The organism is Thalassospira alkalitolerans (assembly GCF_002115745.1).
Taxonomy (GTDB): domain Bacteria; phylum Pseudomonadota; class Alphaproteobacteria; order Rhodospirillales; family Thalassospiraceae; genus Thalassospira; species Thalassospira alkalitolerans.
Genome location: NZ_JFKB01000025.1, coordinates 26,842 through 46,927, shown reverse-complemented (window position 1 = coordinate 46,927; position 20,086 = coordinate 26,842). Strand labels below are relative to the sequence as shown.

The following is a 20,086-nucleotide window of genomic DNA, read 5'->3' as shown; positions in this document are numbered from 1 at the left end:
TGTTGTCAATGAATGTAAACAACACCTAGGATCTGGTCCTAATAAAACGGATCGGTATCCGCCGCAAATTCAATCGGAAACACCGCCATAAAGACTTGCAAGACGTCTTTTTTCCCCACACATGGCCGCAGAACCGGCATTAGCAAACGCACCCCCCGCGACCAGTCTTTGCGAAAAATATGGATCAAATGTATTTGCGGCTGTTCGGTTTCGCGGACCACACTTAATGCACTGTGAATGCTTGTATCAGACCGAAAATCGATTTCGCGCGCATATCCCCCGCGCCAGTCCTCGCCCATCATTTTGACGATATTTTCCCCGTCAATCACGATCTGAAAATCATTCTTGCTCGGCACATATTCATAGATACTGATATCATCAAGCCACGGCCCCAAATGCGTCGGCGAAAATTCTGTCCGACTTGGCAGGCCATCTTCCTGTCGGCTGCGATGCCAGAAATCCAAAAGATCGCATGCGGCCTGCGGGGCATTATCAGGCAATTTATCAAGCAACATTTCCATATCAGGATATATCACCAAATATGCCGATATGTCCCTCGCCAGACCCACAATCAGAAATAGACATAACTTTAACCATTCATTCTCCCCCAGATATCGATAAATTGGGAAACAATGACGTCAGAACAAGTAGCAAACTCAAAAGAAATTGTTTTCAAACGCGATACAGGAAATGCACAACCAAGACCTGTATGACCGGGTCACCCTTGCGGCACCGGGTCCGAACCGGCAACATCACCCGCAACCAGTTTTCCCATTGCACGCGCTGGACCCCGATCATGTGAAATTGCGGCGCAACAGTTGCAATCACATTGCACAAGGTGGCAAACACGGCTGTCCCGAAATCCATATCAATCTGGCGCGGGGTCGATCCCTGATAATTCTCGCCGCTCGCCGCAATCATATTGGGCGCGTCAATGCGAATGATAAAATCATGGCGGGCGGGCAGATATTCATAAACCCCGATATCATCACGCCAGGGCGCAAGCCGATCCGCGCCAAGATCACGCCGGTCGGGAATATCCCCGTCAGGGCACGCATCTTGCCAAATATCGAACAATCGGAAAATACGCCCGTCCGCATCCTCCGGCAGGTGATCCAGCCGGATTTCTTGCGCATAAGCCATCGCACAACGTGCCCCCCGACACTTTAATCTGATCATAAGAACGCATCACGCCGCAACATAATGCGCCGCAACATGCAAACATCCTTACCTTAAATCTTATCACGCCGCAGAATAAAAGCGTCAAATACCCTGCGGCAACGCCGGTGCGATCCCTTTGGGAATGCGGTCAAAGGCTTCGCGCTGCATAAAGAACATACCATTAATGGTTTGCTCTGGGCGCACACGCGTTAAATTTATCAATACGGTTTCATCCGCGCCACGATAACCATATCGCAAAAGGCCATCATCAATAGCCTTTTCCCCCAAAACCTCCACGCCGAAATGCGCAAACAAATTCTTGACCGGTTTTGGGGCGCCGATTTCCCAAATACCGCAAGATTTGGCATCCGGTGACATCATCACCACACTGATCGTTCCATCAGGTTTGTGCAGCAACGGGAAAATCTCGATTTTATTGCCAAACATCCGCAGCCGCTTATCGGTAACAACCTTGCCATCCGTGCGGGTGAATTGCCCCGCCGCTTCGCGCATGGCAATAGTGTTGCCCATATTTGGCGTACAAATATCCTGCAAAACCTTGACCGGCATATCATCGCCGCGAATTTCCGGTCGCATGGCATTTGTGATCATTGTTGTTTTATCATCGATAAAACCGCGTTCGATCTGATAGGCCTCGTCGGTCATGAACAAGATGACATCGATTTTGCCAATGACATTGATCCGCGTAACGATCTTCTTGACCGGATGCGTTGGCATTTCACGATAACCATATCGCATTTCGTCGATTTGACTGCCCACCACACCAAAATCCCTGTCTTCGAATACAAGGCCAAGTTGATCTGTGAAATAATCAGGAATCCCGATCCCGGCCGCGGCAGCAACACTGCACACCCGTCCTTCGCCGTTCGACAATGCCCCGATACGGCGCCCCTTATAAAGGATCCCGTATACGCGTGTTGTGACGGTTTCGAACCCGATCTGCTCTTCTTCGAGTACGGGCGGTTCATTCGCCAACGGCAAGGCAAGCCTGTCGATGGCCGCCGCATCCCCAAGATGATCAATGCATATATCACGGGCAATCTGCAACAATCTCGCCCGCTCGGGACCATATTCTGCCATATGTCCTGCATTATAGGATTGCGTCGTCTGACACCCGCCAAGCAGCAAAAACGCCATCGCGGCAAAACCAACCGCAAAAACTGTGGGAATTTTGTTTTGTATCATGTTCCGCAACCGTCCTCTGTCATTCACAGACAGAATGACGCAACAATCACTGGTTGTCTAACCTTCGTATTAACACGACAACACGGAACACCGTTTCCAAACATCCCCGAAGATTTCACCTAAACCGGCATCGCATCGCGATACCGTTGCAACAACCGGCTTTCAATCCGGTTGCGGCCATCAACATTGGAAATCCAGACAATCTGATACGGGGCCAGCGGCAAAATGCCGTTGTAATCCTCGATCACCTGCTGGGACAGCAAATCGGTCCAGCCAACCGTCATGATCAGATTGATCTTGGAAAGATCAAGATCCTGCGGCTTATCGGTCAGGTTAAAGACACAGAAAATGCTTTGATCGTTCAAATGGCCCTGCCGCCAGACGCCCAGCAAATTCGGCCCAAGATTAAGGGTATATTGCGTCGCATTGGGATGAAATGCTGGCTGGCCCATACGGATCGACATCAACGCGCGCAATTGATCAAAGGCCGATTTGGCAATGCCGTCTTCAGACAGGCGCGCTTCGGCATCCGGCAATTGCCAGATTTTGCGGTTCAAACGCCTTGGGATACCGGTTTCCTCATATCCCTTTTGATCATTTTCTGTTGCCAGAATGGATTGCACATAAATCGCCGGAACCCCTTCCAGCGACATGGCAATCGCCTGGCTCATGACAAACCGTTCCAGACCGTATGTCGTGTCGCCGTCAAAGTTTTCCGCCAACATGCTAAACAGCGTGACGTTAAGCTCATATGCCTTCTGCCCGCCGCCCTTAAGCGCGCGATAGCTGACCTGCCCGCCCATCTTGCGCGCATGTTCGGTCATGGCATCAATTTCGCTATCGGGGATCAGGTTTTCGGCCGGGCGCAACCCGATGCCATCATGGCTGGCGGTGAAATTGAAAAATGTGCACCCCGCCGGGGCGGGCGGCATCGACATGATGCATTTGCGCACGCAATCACTACGCCCGCTTAACAACGCATGAATAATCACCGGCGGCAGGCTGAAATTATAAATCAGATGCGCTTCGTCCTGATCGCCAAAATACGACAGGTTTTCAAGCAACGGCAGATTGGTTTCAGTAATAAACAAAACATCCGGATGCACCGCCGTTGTCGCCAGACGCAGCGCCTTGATGATTTTATGGGTCTGTTCCAGATTGATCGAACTGGTCCCGGCTTCTTTCCAGATAAAGCCAATCGCATCAAGCCGCACCACCCGAATGCCGTGTTTCAGGTAATCCAGAACGATTTTCAGGATTTCAAAAAACACATCCGGGTTGCCGTAATCCAGATCGACCTGATCATAGCTAAACGTACACCAGACATGCTTTTCCCCATTCGATGTCGTAACCTTGCTTAACAACGGATGGCTGCGCGGGCGCACCACGTCGGAAAGGTCATCATCGGGGCTGGCAGTTTTGATGTAATCCACACCGGGCGCATCACCGGCCAGAAACTGCTGGAACCAGACATGCGACGCCGAAATATGGTTCGCCACCAGATCGGCCATCACGGTTGCATCGCGTGATAAGGCTTTGACGTCATCCCAATTGCCAAGTTCCGGGCGCAACACACTGAAATCACTGACCGAAAAACCATCATCGGATGTAAACGGATGAAATGGCAGGATATGGATCCCTGTCAGCCAGTCCTTAAGCCAGGTGCGGTAAAAATCGCCAAGGCTTTCAAGCCCGTGATGCCCGTCGCGTGAAATGCTGTCGCCATAGGTAATCAGAAACGCATCACGCTGATCCCATTTTCGAAGATATTCCTCGCAGGGCTCCGCCCCCTCGCCCTCAAGCGGCAGGTTCAGCGCCTCAAAAACCCGGCGCACCAATTCTGCGTGATCATGTTCCGGATAGACATCCGCAAGCAGATTGCGCATGGCACTTGCGAACGCAATACGCCCCGAGGTTCCGATAACACGATCCATACTGGCTCCTATAGGCAGGCAATTTTGAAATACTGTCGCAATCAAATAATGAAATTGCCCATGATGCAAGCAACGATTTCAACGTGCTAATAAAGCAGGCAGATGCATTCCAGCCCTGCCCCGAACGTCAAACGCCCGGCACAAGTTTCACAACAAGGCCGGGCGCAGGATACACATCAAAAACAGACCACCATCGCCTTACGGCGCAATCGTCACCTCGACCAGCGCATGAGTCCGCTTGGTGTCGATATGCGCTATCGCCTGACGCAGAATGCCCGGCAAATCCGCCGCCCGTTCGGCCTTTGCCGTCCACGCTCGGCTGGCCTCGGCAACCTTGGTGAAATCGGGGCTGGGTTTAAGCCCGGTCAGCGGCATCTGGTTGGTTTTTGCCGCATAGCCATCGGGATACATCCCCGTCACAGACTGGCGCACCGCGCCCCATTCATTATTGTTCAGCACCAATATCAGGATCGGCAGCTCCAGCGCCTCGGCAATCTGATGGCACGCGGTTGGATTGGCAAACATGTATGATCCATCCCCCATCGTCGCGATCACCAGCTTGTCTTTGTCGGCCAATTGATAGCCCATCGACGCCGGGAAAGACCAGCCCAACCCGCCGGAATGCGGTTCCTGATACCAGCTTCCATGCTTTGATAGTGAAAGCGGTTCTAACGGGCAGCCAAGCTCGGAAAACACCGTCGCATCGCGCCCGGCAATCGCCTCGGAAAGACAGCGCGATACAAACGCCTTGGTCATCGGGTCAACTGCCCCGGCATCAGCGGCGGCCAAAGCCTTTGCCCGGTTAACTCCGTTGAGTTTCGCCACCGCATCGTGCCGCGTCGCACAAACATCGCGATGATCGGCGTGATGACGGTCCAATACATCGGCAAGTGCGATAATCACATCGCCAGTTTCCCCGGTCAGCGAAACATCAGCGGCAAAATTGCGCCCCGGCACCCGCGAATAAAGCGGGTTCTGCCCGATCTGGATCACCTTGCAATCATCGCGCAATTTGTGAATTTCCGGCGACCAGGGCGCCATGCAATCAATCACCAAAACCGCGTCGGCATCTTTTAACCAAGGTGCCGGGTCCATGCCCGCCATCATCGGATGATCGGTGCCAAGCGCAAGCTGGATCGCCCAATATTGCACCACCGGAATGCCCCATTGATCCACCAAGGACGACAGCCGATCAAACGCCTCGGCCGTGCCCGCGCCGCGCTGGGCAATGATCACCGGGTTTTTCGCATTGGCAAGAATACTGGCGGCTTCCGCAAGCGATGCGGGCGGCGGCGCCACGCGAACGGGCTGCATCCGAAGCGGCGCGTCAATCCCCGCACCGGGGCAAGGCTCGCACAAAACTTCCCGCGGCAACGACACATAAACCGGCCCCTTGGGGACGGATGATGCAATCGCATAGGCCCGATCGACAACATCTGGCACCTGTTCGGGGAATTTAAGTTCATATTCCCATTTCGAGGCCTCGCGCACCATCGCGGCCTGATCGCGCATTTCCTGGCCCCAGCCAATCGGCACGGTGCGCGCCCCCAGCCGCCCCTGTTCCATCACCGGCGTTCTGCCCGACATCAGGATCACCGGCACATGTTCGGTCGCGGCATTGATCGCGCCAATCGCGCAATTGGCCAGCCCGACATTGGTATGGGCCATTGCGGCTTGAGTTTTCCCGGTCGCAAGGTAATAGCCATGCGCCATGCCCATCGCGGCATTTTCATGCGGCATGATCAAGGCATCGGGAAGGTCAATATCCTTGGCATTGGCTTCGGCCAGCCCTTCGATGATCGGCGGAAAATCAGTCCCGGAATTGGCAAAGATATAATCGACCCCAATCGCTTTCATCCGGGCCAAAACGGCCCCGCCTGCGGTCAGGGTGATTTGTGCCTTGCTCTTTGCCATGTGATACCCTATCATATTTCTATATTTGAAATTTAATTTATAATATAGTTTATTCCGGGAAACGCGCCCGCGTCAAGACACCGCGCGGGCAAAATCACCGCGCCACATAACAACACGCCCACAGCCAAGGACCCCACCCGCCATGACAAGCCAGCTTAACGGATCGGTGCTTAAGGCCTTTCGCATTCTGGAACTCTTTGCCGAAGGCCGGTCTGAACTGACGGCGGGGGAAACGGCGACGGCATTGGACATCAACATGATCACCGCCCATCGTTTTTTGCATACGCTCGAACATGCCGGGGCGTTGCGTATGGTGGCGCGCGGGGTGTTTCGACTGGGCTATGTCTTTGCTGATTTGGGCGACCGGGTGCGCCATGACGGCAGCCTGCCAACCGTGATCCAACCGGTTTTGGATGATCTGGCGCGGCAAACCGGCGAAGCCTGCATGGCCACAGAGTTTGATCGCGACATGGCGGTTTGCATTGCCAAGGCCCTGCCCGACCGTGCGCTTTATGTAGATATCCGCATCGGATCGCGCCTTGATGCGTTTTGCACCGCCCACGGCAAACTCTGGCTGGCCTTCATGAGCGCGGCCGATCAGGACCATTATTTCGCCAATGCCGATCTGACCGGTATGACAGACCGCACCATCACCGATCTTGCGATGTTAAAAGACGAATTGGCCACCATCCGCCAACAGGGCTTCTCGACCAATAACGGCGAACGCGAAAGCGAAATTTTCGCCCTTGCTGTGCCGGTCCTGACCCAACATGGCAATATGATTTCGGCCCTATCGGTGTTTGGTGCAACGCCCAGCCTGATCACCGAAAAACGTGATGCGGTGCTGACCGCCCTTCGCCAAGCCGCCAATGCCGGGCAACAGGCACTTTACGGCAAGGCCTGAAATTCTCTGACCATCCCAACCGTCACAATCGTTCAAGACCGACCCGCGCAAAATATGGCACGCTGCCTGTCATGCTTTGCCGGACAATCGGGAACATCACAACGATGATAACGGAAAATCTGCTACTCCTCTGGCTGGCTGCCCTGCCCCTGATGGGAAGCCCCGGCCCCGCCACCATAAGCCTTGCGGCAACCGGCTCCGCCTTTGGCATAAGGCCAAGCCTTGGTTACCTGTGCGGCATCATCGCGGGCACCACAGGTGTTCTGATCCTGACCGCAACCGGGGTCGCCACCGCCCTTTTGGCCCATCCCGTTGCTGGCAATATCCTGACCCTGATCGCGGCGGCCTATATCCTTTATCTTGCCTGGAAAATCGCCACCGCACCGGTCAGCCCCGGCATATCATCCCGGCTAACCCCCGAAAGTACGAAAAGTGCAAAAAGCCCCGAAAGCACCGCCCCCGATTTCCGGGGTGGCCTGATGCTGGCCATCGCCAACCCAAAGGCCTTTGCCGCGATTGGCGCGGTCTATGCCAGCCACCACATCATCCTGCACTCTGCATGGCTGAACAACGCGCTAAAACTCGCGGCTCTTGCGCTGGTCATTGCTATGGTTAACACAATCTGGCTGATCTTTGGCGCAAGCTTTTCACGCCTGCTGTCAAGCCCGCGCGCCGGGCGGGTAATCAATATTATCTTTGCCGTGATGCTGATTGTATCAGTTGGCTTTGCCGTGCTTTAGCCGCAGGACCTAGCCGCCTGAACCTCTGGCAATCAGGCCACGCCGATTTCGCGCATATCACCAACCGGGGAAACAACCCGCATGGCACCGGGCGATTTTCCCATGGTGCGTTTGAACGCCCGGCTGAATGCCGCCTGCGACCCATAGCCCAGCCGCTCGGCGACAATTTCAATGCTCATGCGGTCGCGCCCGATCCATTGGCTGGCAAGGCGCATGCGAAGTTCGGTGACATAGCGAAGCGGCGTCACCCCGGTTGCGGCCAAAAACCGTTCGGCAAAGACCGACCGCGAACTGCCCATTTCCGATGCCATCGCCGCCACCGTCCAATTGCGCCCCGGATCACGATGCAGGGCGGCAATCACCCGCCCCATGCGCGGATCACGCAATGCCTCGACCCAGCCCGCCGCATCGCCACAGCCACATTCAACCCAGTCACGCACAAGGGATGCCGACACCACATCGGCAAGCCGGGTCAGAATACCGGCATATCCGGCCCGCTCGGCTTTGACCTCACGTGCCATGGCTTCCAGAATGGGCAGGATTTCCGGGTTGCGGTCAATCAGATCCCCCACCTGCATCACCTCGGGCATCATCGCCACCAGCGGATGCATACTGCCCAGGTCAAATTCCATGCAGCCGCTGAAAATCAGGGTGTCATTGCTGCGGCATATCTCGGTCTTGCAGACATGAATATCATCAACCCGCTTGCAGATCATTCTGGCATCAAAATCCGTCACATCCCGGCATGGAATACCCGGATCAGACAACAGGGAATGCAGCCCGCCGCGCGGCAAAAGCACAGCATCGCCACCGCAAAGCGTATGAACCGCCCCGCCGTCCGTGCGCAAATAAACCGTGCCACGCGCGATAAAATGAAATTGTGCCCGCCCCGGATCAACCCCAAACCGCACGCCAAACGGCGGCGATATCTGGATCCGGTTGTAATGCACCCCGTCAATCCGCATCCCCAAAAGAAGCTCGCTGATCAGGTCACTTGAAAGCATCTGCATGTCATTTTTCCCGAAGTGTTAGACCCCTTCTAACCAGTTTCGGACGAATGATCAATAATCTCAGAGAAACTGACATAGCACGTCCGGGTCAGACCCTGTATCTTCGCTGCAACGCACAAACACCTTTTACGAAGGACTTCCGATGACAGATACAGCAAATAGGTCCCCGGCCGCAGCCGCGCAAGACGCGCCGGCCTGGTGGGCCGTCATTTCCATGACGCTGGGTGTTTTCGGGCTGGTCACAGCCGAATTCCTCCCCGTCAGCCTGCTTACCCCGATGGCCGCCGATTTACACGTGACCGAGGGTCTGGCCGGTCAGGCCATGTCAACCACCGCCGTTCTCGCCCTGATCACCAGCCTCCTGACCGCGACCGTCACCCGAAAACTCGATCGTCGTTATGTTCTGCTCAGCTTTTCGGTTTTGCTGATTATCTCGAACATCATCGTCTCGATGGCACCAAACTTTGAATTGCTGCTGGCGGGCCGCATCCTGCTGGGCATCGGGCTGGGCGGTTTCTGGACCATGGCGGCTGCCACCGTCATGCGGCTGGTCCCGCAAAATCGCATTCCGCGCGCGCTGTCGATCCTGTTTAGCGGCGTTTCCGCCGCCACCATCTTTGCCGCCCCGCTCGGAAGCTACCTTGGTGATGTCATTGGCTGGCGCAGTGTGTTTCTGCTAGCGTCGCTTTTGGGCGTTCTGGCCTTGGTCACACAGTTTTTGACCCTGCCCAAAATGGCACCACGCGGCCGGGCCAGCCTGCGCACTTTGGTTGAAATCATGGGCCGCCCGCGCATGAAATTTGGCCTGTTTGCGCTGGTGCTGATCATTACCGGCCATTTCGCCCTGTTCACCTATGTCCGGCCGTTTCTTGAAAACGTCACCGGCGTTGCAACAGCCGGTGTTGCGGGCATTCTTCTCGGCTTTGGTGTTGCCAACTTTATCGGCACCTATATCGGCGGCGCGCTTGTCGCACGCTCGCTTCGCATGACCCTTATCATGATGCCGATGATCATGGGCCTTGCCGGGATCGGCATGGTCAGCATTCAGGGCGCAATTGCCCCGACCGCCGTGCTTGTCGCCATCTGGGGCATGGCATTCGGCGGTGTTCCGGTCGCCTGGTCCACCTGGATCACCCGCACCGTCCCTGACGAAGCCGAAAGCGGCGGCGGCCTTCTGGTCGCAGGCTTCCAGCTCGCCATTGCGACGGGTTCGGGCGTCGGTGGACTTGTCTTTGATGCCAGCGGCGTACTTGGCGTCTTCACCATCGCCGGTCTGCTTCTGGTCGGCGCTTCAATCATCGTCACTCTGGGCCTGCGAACTGCCCCTGTTCCGGCGGAACAGGGATAAGCATCGCCCCTTCCCCCAACGATGCACCTCAACGGCCCAGCCCACCCCGGCAGTCACCAGATTGCCGGGGTGCTTCTTTATCCGCCCAACCACACCCCGCCACCATAAACCATGCATCAAGCATCAAGCATCCTGCCCCAACCACACCCCCACGCCATCATTCCCGCGAAGGCGGGAATCCATGTGTCACAATGGGTTATGAATGATCCGCACCGGGCGATACCTTCCGGGGCACGGCTTCGCACCGCCGACATGATGGTTATTGGTACAATTTTCCGACCATCGAAAAAGCAAAAAAAAGACGCCCTCTTTTTCAGAGGAAGTCCTTATTTGGAAAGGCATCCAAGGATCGCATTTCGTTCCGTTTGGAACGCGCTCTCACTCAATAAATTTTTCAATCACCGCATCGGCACCGATCAACGGAATGATGCGGACGAGAACTTGTTCCATCACGCCCGACATGGCCTTGGCAATGAAAGCAGCCTTCCGATCTTTCCACGACAGAGTTTGAATAAGGCTGGCCGCCACCACAGAAGGCTTATCAAGATTATCAACCGGAACCTCCGTTACGCCCCCGCGAATGCTTGTGCTGATCGGACAGAAAATCATCAGGCCGGTTTGCATATTGTACGGGCGCGACGATAGCACCAGCGCCGGTCGATATTTGCCAATCTCTTTGCCTTTGGTCGGCTCAAAATCCAGCCAGATAATGTCATTGCGCTCCGGCACATACGGCCCCGCCATCACGCGCCCGTTTCCACCGCAGAAGGCTGCGCAAGCTCATCTTCATGCGCACCATGGGCATCAAGCCCAACCAAAAGGTCTGCTTCTGAAAAAGGAAGATTGACCTTTCGGGTCGTTGTGCGGGCCGCCTCGATAATGATTTTTCCCGCCTTGACGTCAATGCTGATCGGACTGGCAACATCCAGCCGCGCCTGCGCCAAAATCTTGCTGGAAAGCCGCACAGCGGCACTGTTGCCCCAACGCTTGATTTCACTTTGCATAACATTCTCCCGGATATGGCGTAGCTACATATGTAGCTACTGTAAATCCACCCGGTAAAAGTGTCAACTTTTGTATCTACACAACAGACGAACTTACACAGCATCTTTTGGGGAAAATAAATCTGTCCCCTTTTTTTTGTCCTGTCCCCTTTTGTTTAAACGCGGGAATCCATGTGTCACAATAGAGGGTTAGGGATTCCGGATCATGGCTTCGCACCGCCCGGTATGACGACTATTGGAAAAGGGGACTGCATTTTCCCCCTTAAAAACAAAGGCAGGACAGGCCGGAGCCTGCCCTGCAATTTTGTGCTCTAAAGCTTGTTAACAGCCAGACCACAACTCGTCTTCTGCTAAAAGACAAATTATCTTCGAACAAAACCATCGCTACGTCAACGCGATACATCCCCCTCTCTTGGATAGGAAACCTAAGCCGAAAGAAGAGCAGACGCCCCCCTTCCCCTGCCCTAACATCAATTACTTTGCACATAAAAAAATGCGCATATTTCCAGGGGCATTCACATGACGAAACGTCGCTTTTCTTTTGATCTTGGCACCAATTCAATTGGCTGGAGCATCCTGTCACTTGATTCATCGGGCAAACCAATTGATCTGATTGATTGCGGCGCACGAATTTTTCCCGATGGGCGCAACCCAAAGGATAAACAATCCCTTGCCGTTGCCCGGCGCGAAGCCCGATCCGCCCGCCGTCGTCGCGACCGTTATCTGAAACGCCGCGATGAATTGATGGGCCGCCTCGTGACCTTTGGCCTGATGCCCTCGGATCGCGACGGACAAAAGCAACTTGAACACCTTGATCCCTATGCCCTGCGTGCAACCGGTCTGGATGATGCGTTGCATCCGCATCATCTTGGCCGGGCATTATTCCACCTTAACCAGCGGCGCGGATTTAAATCCAATCGTAAAACCGACCGGGGCAATGACGATTCCGGCATCACCAAAATCGGCATGAAAAATCTGCAAGATGCCTTAAAGGCCGAAGGATGCCGTACCCTTGGTGAATTGCAACACCGCCACCATCAGGCAAACCAAACCCCCGCTGCCGATACCGCCCCCCAATCGGTCCGCGCCAAAGTGCGCGGCGAAGGGGCCAAGGCCTATTACGATTTTTATCCCTCGCGCGATGCGATCGCCGATGAATTCGATCAACTGTGGGATGCCCAAGCCGCGTTTCACCCGGATATTTTAACCGCCGATGCACGTGAAAAAATCCACGATACGATTTTCTTTCAACGCAAACTCAAAACACCCGATGTCGGTAAATGCACGTTCAACAATGCCGAACGCCGCCTGCCAACCGCAATGCCCATCGTGCAGCATTTTCGTATTTTACAATTTGTTGGTGATTTGCGCCTGATTGATGCCGGTCTTGTTCGGCACCCGCTGGATCGTGACCAACGCACATTGCTCTATCGCGCCCTTTTGGCAAAACCGAAACTGACCTTTAAGGCAATCCGCAAGACCATCGGCATCGGATCGGAATTTACCTTTTCCCATGAAACCGAAAAACAAACCGATGTCAAAGGCGACTTGACCGCTGCCATCCTTGGCACCCCCAAATATTTCGGTCCCAAATGGCGCGATATGTCCATGGCCGATCAAACCGAAATTGTCGATAAACTGATCCACGAAGAAAACGAAGAAATCCTGATCGAAACCCTGCACAATCGTTTCGGATTTGATCGCACCAAATGCGAAGCCATCGCCGATGCCAAAATCCCCGATGGCTATTCACGACTGGGTAAAACAGCCCTTGAAACCCTTGTCGAAATTATGCGCGATGATCATCTTCCCTATGATCTGGCCTGCAAAAAGGCCGGATATGACCACGCCTTGCTGCCCGATGGCGAAATTCTGGATGAACTGCCCTATTACGGTATCGCCCTTGAACGCCACGTTGCCTTTGGCGATGGTGAAAGTGACAATCCCGAAAAACGCTACGGCAAAATCGCCAACCCAACGGTCCATATCGCGCTTAATCAATTGCGCCATGTGATCAATGCCCTGATTGCCCGATACGGGCATCCCGATCAGGTCGTATTGGAAATCGCCCGCGACCTGAAACAAAGCAAGGCCAAACGCGACGAAATCAACAAACAGCAAAAGAAAAATCAGGATAAAAACGATCAACGCCGCACCAAATTGCAGGAACTCGGCATTGCCATAAACGGCGAAAACATGCTGCGCCTGCGCCTTTGGGACGAACTTGACGAACATAATATTGCCGCGCGCTCCTGCCCGTTTTCCGGCGAAAACATTTCAATATCACGGCTGTTTTCCCCCGAAATCGAAATTGAACATATCCTGCCTTTTTCACGCTCGCTTGATAACAGCCCGGCCAATAAAACCTTATGTCTTCGCGGGGCTAACCGGGCAAAAGGCAACAGAACCCCATGGGAAGCCTTCGGGCGCGATGGCGAAACCGGTTATGACTGGGCCGAAATCGCCACCCGCGGGGCACGTCTGCCCCATAACAAATCATGGCGTTTTGCCCCCGATGCGATGGAACGCCTTGAACGTGATGGCGATTTTCTGGATCGGCAATTAACCGACACCCAATATCTAAGCCGTATCGCGCGGGAATATGTATCGAAAATCTGTGATCCGAACGCGGTTTGGGTGACACCGGGCCGTCTGACCGCATGGCTGCGCCGTCATTGGGGCCTTGAAAGCATTCTGTCGACCGGCAATGCCACCAAAAACCGCGACGATCACCGTCACCACGCCATTGATGCCATCGTCATCGGCGTTACCGACCGGGGCATTTTAAACCGCATTTCCCGCGCTGCCGCCATCGCCGAGGCCGAAGACCTCGACCGTATCATCGCTGATATGCCCGAACCTTTTGCCGATTTTCGCGAAAAAGTGCGCCACAAAGTCGATGAAATCATCGTATCGCACAAACCTGATGCCGGTTTTGTTCCCGGTCATCGACACGGGGCCGCAACCCCCGGTGCCCTTCATAATGATACCGCCTATGGCATTGTGGAAACCAATGCCAAGGGCATTTCAACTGTTGTCACCCGCAAGGATGTCATGTCCTTTGGCTCAAAAAAGGATATTGAAACCATCCGCGATCTGACCATCCGCCAAAGTCTTGTGGATGCCGTTGCCGATACCGGTGCAGGGGCGCCATTCAAGGATGCCCTGCGCAACTGGTCGGTCCAAACCGGCACAAAGCGCGTGCGCGTTGAAACCAAACTATCGGTCATCCCGATCCATGACCGCGCGGGCAAGGTCTATAAAGGATACAAAGGCGACGGCAATCTGTGTGCTGAAATCTATCAGCGCCCGGATGGCAAATGGGGCGACGAAATAATATCGCGCTTTGATGCCGTGCAACCCGGATTCACCCCGCAATGGCAACGCAATTTTCCAACCGCTCGCCGGGTCATGCGCCTGTTCCGCGACGATATGTTGATGGTTGACATCGACGGCACAATGACCGTTTGCAAAGTGGTCCAATTATCGTCTGGCATGATCACCCTTACCCGCCACCATGAAGCCAATACCGACAGCCGCAACCGCGACAAGGACGATCCGTTTAAATATACTTATTGTTCCGGTGACGCCCTTCGCAAACGCCGCGCCCGAAAACTGTTTGTCGATCCCTTGGGCAAGCTGCGCGGCGATACGCCAGAGGACGGATAATGGACCGTATTATTGAAATCGCCAGTGATGACCGCCATCTGGCGGTCGCACGCGGATCAATGGAAATCCGATCCGGCAATGATGTCATCGGTCGAGTACCGCTTGATGATATTGGCGCACTGATCTGTTCCGCCCATGGCCTGACCTATTCCAACAATCTGATCGCCAAACTGGCCGAACGATCCGTACCGGTCGTATTATGCGGCCCCAACCACATGCCGATTGGCTATCTGATGGCGGCAAATGCCCATCACCAGCAATCCAAACGCATCATGGCACAGGCCGACGCATCAAAATCAATGAAAAACCGGCTGTGGAAACAATTGGTTCAAGCCAAAATCGAAGCCCAGGCCGCTGTACTGCAAACCCTTGGCAAACCGCATGTGCCGGTCGGGTCCTTAATCCGCCAGGTTAAATCCGGCGACCCCGACAATATCGAAGCCCAGGCCGCCCAACGGTATTGGCAATTGATGTTTGGCAATGACTTTCGCCGGGACCGGTTCGGCAGTGGCCCCAATGCCATGTTAAATTATGGCTATGCCGTCCTGCGGGCCGCCACCGCACGGGCAACGCTGGCGGCGGGGTTACATCCCTCTCTTGGCCTGCATCATCGCAGCACAGTCAATCCAATGAATTTGGTTGATGATCTGATCGAACCCTTTCGTCCGATTGTCGATCTGATTGTCTTTCGCCACTGTGCACATCACACGGACGACGCTGATTTTGACCTCGACAGCGATACAAAACGGCTTATGGCGACCATAACCGCCCATGATCTGCCAACCGATGCCGGGGCATCCCCGGTCATGCAATGCCTACATCGCCTCGCCGGGTCACTGGCGCAATGCTATCTGGGCGACATCGAAAAACTTACGCTGCCTCTTGCCCCCCTGCCGCTTGAATTGGGCTGATCATGCTATCGGGATATCGGATGATGTGGATCATGGTGTTGTTTGACTTGCCGGTGATGACCAAAAAGGAACGCAAGGCCGCAACCGGCTTTCGCACCCATTTGCTTGATCTTGGTTTTGAAATGGCACAATTTTCAGTCTATCTGCGGTTTTGTGCAGGCAAGGAACAATCCGAAAGCATAACCCGCAAGGTCCGAACCAAACTGCCCAGTGGCGGCAAAGTCGATATTTTGTATTTTACCGACAAACAATATGAAAACATCGTTTCTTACACCGGAAGAACAAAACAGGATTCACGAAAAAATCCCGGCCAGTTCGAACTGTTCTGACACCTGAAAATACCGGTTTTTGCCCTGTCAAACACGCAAAAAAGCCCCTGAAATCAGGGGCTTTTCCAAAGGCTATTTTAGCAGAAGAAGAATTGTGGTCCAACCGCAACTTTTGGTTTTTCTGTGATTGGTGATGTGACATTTTAGCAGAAGAAGAATTGTGGTCCAACCGCAACAGTCTCGGCCTTAAGGCCCATCGGGCTGCCATTTTAGCAGAAGAAGAATTGTGGTCCAACCGCAACTGGGTCAACTCCGTATTCCTGCGCAAGGTCATTTTAGCAGAAGAAGAATTGTGGTCCAACCGCAACAAGTGTCGAAAGCTCCTGCCCTTTCTGCGCATTTTAGCAGAAGAAGAATTGTGGTCCAACCGCAACGCAGGCGAAGATGGCGTTGGCGAATACAACATTTTAGCAGAAGAAGAATTGTGGTCCAACCGCAACGCATACAATGTGATGTACGACCATCTTACCATTTTAGCAGAAGAAGAATTGTGGTCCAACCGCAACTGGGTCAACTCCGTATTCCTGCGCAAGGTCATTTTAGCAGAAGAAGAATTGTGGTCCAACCGCAACAAGTGTCGAAAGCTCCTGCCCTTTCTGCGCATTTTAGCAGAAGAAGAATTGTGGTCCAACCGCAACGCAGGCGAAGATGGCGTTGGCGAATACAACATTTTAGCAGAAGAAGAATTGTGGTCCAACCGCAACTTATTCTGGTTATGATGTGCTGAACATCAATTTTAGCAGAAGAAGAATTGTGGTCCAACCGCAACTAAGTCCTCGCCATATAGCGCGATGTATTCATTTTAGCAGAAGAAGAATTGTGGTCCAACCGCAACCAAACACAATCAACCCCGGCAGAAGTTCCTATTTTAGCAGAAGAAGAATTGTGGTCCAACCGCAACAACACAGCAACGCTTATGTTTCATCGGGCTATTTTAGCAGAAGAAGAATTGTGGTCCAACCGCAACTACAAGAAGGCGGAGCTTTCTCGGATCGAAATTTTAGCAGAAGAAGAATTGTGGTCCAACCGCAACCGGCAGGCCGCCAATGATGATAGCCGCCCCATTTTAGCAGAAGAAGAATTGTGGTCCAACCGCAACTCGCGCAAAAGCCGAACGACCTTCTAAGCCATTTTAGCAGAAGAAGAATTGTGGTCCAACCGCAACAAATATGCCGGTGGTGCTGTTATTACTCATATTTTAGCAGAAGAAGAATTGTGGTCCAACCGCAACCATCTATTGTGTCTAGTATCCAATCAGTGCATTTTAGCAGAAGAAGAATTGTGGTCCAACCGCAACACGATCAACCGTTTGATCGGCTGGAAGGCCATTTTAGCAGAAGAAGAATTGTGGTCCAACCGCAACTATTGGATGCAATACAAAAAAGGGGATTGAATTTTAGCAGAAGAAGAATTGTGGTCCAACCGCAACTGACATGAGACGCGGCCAGTCTGGCAGCGGATTTTAGCAGAAGAAGAATTGTGGTCCAACCGCAATGCCCCCACCCCGAAAACAAAAAAAAACCGGCCCAATTGCTTGAGCCGGGGAGTGGTCGCTCTGGAGGGAGACAGGGCTTTTGCCCCTTGATAAAATCTTGGTGTCTCTTGCCGATCAGATCGCCTTAACCGTCACCTTGCGTTCCGCCTGCACTTTAAGCCGGTTACGCAGCGCACGGCCAAACGGGGCGGCCTCGATTTCAAACTGATCGCCATCCTGCGTTGTAATGCCATCGGCAAAGCTCAGCGTTGCCGTGCCAAAGAAATGCGCATGCACATCGCCCGGGCGGCAAAACAAATCATATTTGAAATGATGGTATTCAAGGTTCGCCAAGCTGTGAGACATATTGTCCTCGCCACTAACAAACGGTTTTTCCCAAATCACCTTGCCATCGCGATAAACCCGCGACATGCCTTCGACATGGCTGGGCAGATCGCCCAAAAGCAATTCCGGCCCCATCGAACAGGCGCGCAATTTTGAATGCGCCAGATAAAGGTAATTCTGGCGTTCGGTCACATGATCGGAAAATTCATTGCCAATCGCAAAGCCGATCCGCGCCGGATTGCCATAGGGATCAATCACGTAAATCGCGGCAATTTCGGGTTCTTCGCTGCCATCAAGCGCAAAGGACGGGCTGGGCATATCCGCGCCGGGATGGGCCACAATCGATCCATCGCCCTTGTAAAACCATTCCGGCTGCACGCCGTGTTCGCCGGGTTTTGGCTTGCCGCCTTCAACGCCCATGCGAAACATTTTCATTGAATCCGTTTCGTCGGCGGCCTTGTTATCGGCCTTATGCATATTGGCGCGCGCCGATGCCGATCCCAAATGGGTCAAACCGGTGCCGGTAACCAGGAAATGCGCCGGATCGGCATGGGTAACGGGCGGCAATAAACGCCCGCTTTCGACAACCTCGTTATAATCAATCCGCGTATCGCCCTTGTGGGTCTTGGCGGTATCCATCATGGTGCCCGCCAATGAAATCGCAATATTTGCCAATTCGCGCGTGGTTGAAACCCCGACAAGCGGGATCAGGGTATCGGCATCCTCGACAATCGCAACATGCTGTGCCCCGGCAGTATCTGTGTATTGAACCAGTCTCATGTAATCCGTCCTGATATTCTTGGCATAAGAAAAACAGCCCCTTCCGATCCGTCGATCAGACCCAGCCGCCATCAACAATAAAGTTCTGTGCCGTCACCATGCGGCTTTCATCCGAGCTTAGGAAAAGCGCCATCCGGGCAATATCATCGGGCATTACCCTGTCTTTAAGGCACTGACGCTCGTCTATTTCGCGCTCGGCGGCGTCATCCACCCAAAGGTCAAGCTGGCGCTGCGTCATGACCCAGCCGGGCACCAGCGTATTAACCCGAATGCCATCCTTGCCAAGGTCACGCGCCATGCCGCGCGTCAATCCATGGGTGGCGGCCTTTGCCGTGGTATAGCCGGGCATCCCGCCCTGCCCCATCATCCAGCTGACCGAGCCGAAATTGATAATCGCGCCGCCGCCGGCCTTTTGCATCATCGGGGCGACTGCCTGAATGGCAAAAAACGACGGGCGGATATTAATCGCCTGGCGTTCATCCCAATATTCCGGCGTCACATCCTGCCATTTATGGCGGGTATCATTGGCGGCATTGTTCAATAATGCCGTGATCGGGCCATGCGCCTTGGCCGCATCGGCAATCGCCTTATGCAGGGCCGCAATATCGGTAATATCGCATGTGATAAACAGCGGCGTATGTTTGGCATCCTTGCCAAGCTTTTCAACAAGCGCGATACCGGCATCCTCGGCGATATCGACAAAGGCGACCTTCGCCCCCTGTGCGACAAAGGCACTGACAAGCGCCTCGCCAATGCCCGATGCTCCACCGGTGATAAATACCGACGCATCGGCAAGGCTTGTATAAGTCGTCGGTTTGCGGTCCGGCATGGTCAATTCTCTCCCGTCATCTGGTCTTGATCTGGTCGCTATTCGTCTGTTCGTTATTCGTCTGCATCTGCTCTGTCTCGCGATCCGCCGGTAAACGGCGCAATCACGATGTCGGCGGATCGGTCCATCGGCAAACACCCCGCCGGTGGACCAATAAGATCATGATTAAAGCTGGTAAAAGGTACGGCCGATTGTGGCCGGTGCATTGCAACAAGGCAAAAAAATTTCATCATCCGGGATGGCCTGGCAAACAAATGCCCGATTTGCCGCTACCCCCGGTCGGGATGATCCTTTGTCCTGCACATGATGCTTCCTCCTGACAGCTTTATTCTTCATTGTTTATTCTTCATACAATAACATTAATTAGCAGGATGTATCGCCCTGTCAAGCGACAAACCCCAAAGTCATTGCTTCCGCTTTGGCGATAACTGGGCTATATAAAATCACCTTGGACGCGGGGCAACCGGGCTACAATCAGGGCCTGCACAAACCCACCGAAATAAATATATGCGTTGCAACACAAGGCAT

16 protein-coding genes and 1 CRISPR repeat array are annotated in these 20,086 nt (G+C 53.9%); of the genes, 6 read left to right on the top strand and 10 right to left on the bottom strand.

What is annotated here, in order from left to right; genetic code table 11:
* Nucleotides 1–38: 38 nt before the first annotated feature.
* From TALK_RS20715 to TALK_RS20695, 5 genes are all read right to left on the bottom strand, one after another.
* Entirely contained in the window at nt 39–521 is a 483-nt protein-coding gene (locus TALK_RS20715; RefSeq protein WP_085621072.1) for a PAS domain-containing protein, read from the bottom strand.
* A gap of 151 nt (nt 522–672) precedes the next feature.
* Nucleotides 673–1,143, bottom strand: coding sequence for a hypothetical protein (locus TALK_RS20710; RefSeq protein ID WP_085621071.1), 471 nt, complete (start codon nt 1,141–1,143; stop codon nt 673–675).
* 120 nt (nt 1,144–1,263) lie between these two features.
* Nucleotides 1,264–2,367, bottom strand: coding sequence for a hypothetical protein (locus TALK_RS20705; RefSeq protein WP_085621070.1), 1,104 nt, complete (start codon nt 2,365–2,367; stop codon nt 1,264–1,266).
* A 119-nt stretch (nt 2,368–2,486) separates the two neighbouring features.
* Nucleotides 2,487–4,301, bottom strand: coding sequence for an alpha-amylase family glycosyl hydrolase (locus TALK_RS20700; protein ID WP_085621069.1), 1,815 nt, complete (start codon nt 4,299–4,301; stop codon nt 2,487–2,489).
* Nucleotides 4,302–4,499: 198 nt separating this feature from the next.
* Complete coding sequence (locus TALK_RS20695; RefSeq protein ID WP_085621068.1) at nt 4,500–6,215, bottom strand: thiamine pyrophosphate-requiring protein; 1,716 nt, start codon at nt 6,213–6,215, stop codon at nt 4,500–4,502.
* A 142-nt stretch (nt 6,216–6,357) separates the two neighbouring features.
* Here TALK_RS20695 and TALK_RS20690 point away from each other — a divergent pair, with 142 nt between their 5' ends.
* On the top strand, nt 6,358–7,119 hold the full coding sequence (locus TALK_RS20690; RefSeq protein WP_085621067.1) for an IclR family transcriptional regulator: 762 nt from the start codon (nt 6,358–6,360) through the stop codon (nt 7,117–7,119).
* A 104-nt stretch (nt 7,120–7,223) separates the two neighbouring features.
* Nucleotides 7,224–7,859 carry a LysE family translocator gene (locus tag TALK_RS20685; RefSeq protein ID WP_085621066.1) on the top strand — a complete coding sequence of 212 codons (636 nt, stop codon included), beginning with the start codon at nt 7,224–7,226 and terminating at the stop codon, nt 7,857–7,859.
* Between the two features lie 32 nt (nt 7,860–7,891).
* Here the strand turns inward: TALK_RS20685 and TALK_RS20680 are convergent, their stop codons facing one another.
* On the bottom strand, nt 7,892–8,869 hold the full coding sequence (locus TALK_RS20680) for an AraC family transcriptional regulator (RefSeq protein WP_139833898.1): 978 nt from the start codon (nt 8,867–8,869) through the stop codon (nt 7,892–7,894).
* A 142-nt stretch (nt 8,870–9,011) separates the two neighbouring features.
* On the opposite strand from TALK_RS20680, the gene TALK_RS20675 reads away from it, so the two are divergent.
* Nucleotides 9,012–10,217 (top strand): MFS transporter, encoded by a 1,206-nt coding sequence (locus TALK_RS20675; protein ID WP_085621065.1) that lies wholly within the window; start codon nt 9,012–9,014, stop codon nt 10,215–10,217.
* 378 nt (nt 10,218–10,595) lie between these two features.
* Here the strand turns inward: TALK_RS20675 and TALK_RS20670 are convergent, their stop codons facing one another.
* On the bottom strand, nt 10,596–10,961 hold the full coding sequence (locus TALK_RS20670) for a type II toxin-antitoxin system PemK/MazF family toxin (protein WP_085621064.1): 366 nt from the start codon (nt 10,959–10,961) through the stop codon (nt 10,596–10,598).
* A complete protein-coding gene (locus TALK_RS20665; protein ID WP_211274865.1) occupies nt 10,961–11,221 on the bottom strand; it encodes an AbrB/MazE/SpoVT family DNA-binding domain-containing protein in 261 nt (86 codons plus the stop codon). Before TALK_RS20665 ends, TALK_RS20670 begins: the two co-directional genes overlap by 1 nt.
* A gap of 519 nt (nt 11,222–11,740) precedes the next feature.
* On the opposite strand from TALK_RS20665, the gene cas9 reads away from it, so the two are divergent.
* From cas9 to cas2, 3 genes are read left to right on the top strand one after another with little or no spacing between them, the layout of a single operon-like run.
* Nucleotides 11,741–14,890, top strand: coding sequence for a type II CRISPR RNA-guided endonuclease Cas9 (gene cas9 / locus TALK_RS20660; RefSeq protein ID WP_085621063.1), 3,150 nt, complete (start codon nt 11,741–11,743; stop codon nt 14,888–14,890).
* On the top strand, nt 14,890–15,801 hold the full coding sequence (gene cas1 / locus TALK_RS20655) for a type II CRISPR-associated endonuclease Cas1 (RefSeq protein WP_211274864.1): 912 nt from the start codon (nt 14,890–14,892) through the stop codon (nt 15,799–15,801). Before cas9 ends, cas1 begins: the two co-directional genes overlap by 1 nt.
* A 20-nt stretch (nt 15,802–15,821) precedes the next feature.
* Entirely contained in the window at nt 15,822–16,130 is a 309-nt protein-coding gene (gene cas2 / locus TALK_RS20650; RefSeq protein ID WP_245830064.1) for a CRISPR-associated endonuclease Cas2, read from the top strand.
* 73 nt (nt 16,131–16,203) lie between these two features.
* Nucleotides 16,204–17,625: a CRISPR direct-repeat array (repeat unit 37 nt; unit sequence CATTTTAGCAGAAGAAGAATTGTGGTCCAACCGCAAC).
* A 114-nt stretch (nt 17,626–17,739) separates the two neighbouring features.
* Here the strand turns inward: cas2 and araD1 are convergent.
* Nucleotides 17,740–18,729: an AraD1 family protein gene (gene araD1, locus TALK_RS20645; RefSeq protein WP_085621060.1), complete on the bottom strand. Its 990-nt coding sequence runs from the start codon at nt 18,727–18,729 to the stop codon at nt 17,740–17,742.
* Nucleotides 18,730–18,784: 55 nt separating this feature from the next.
* Complete coding sequence (locus TALK_RS20640) at nt 18,785–19,558, bottom strand: SDR family NAD(P)-dependent oxidoreductase (RefSeq protein WP_085621059.1); 774 nt, start codon at nt 19,556–19,558, stop codon at nt 18,785–18,787.
* Nucleotides 19,559–20,086: the final 528 nt, after the last annotated feature.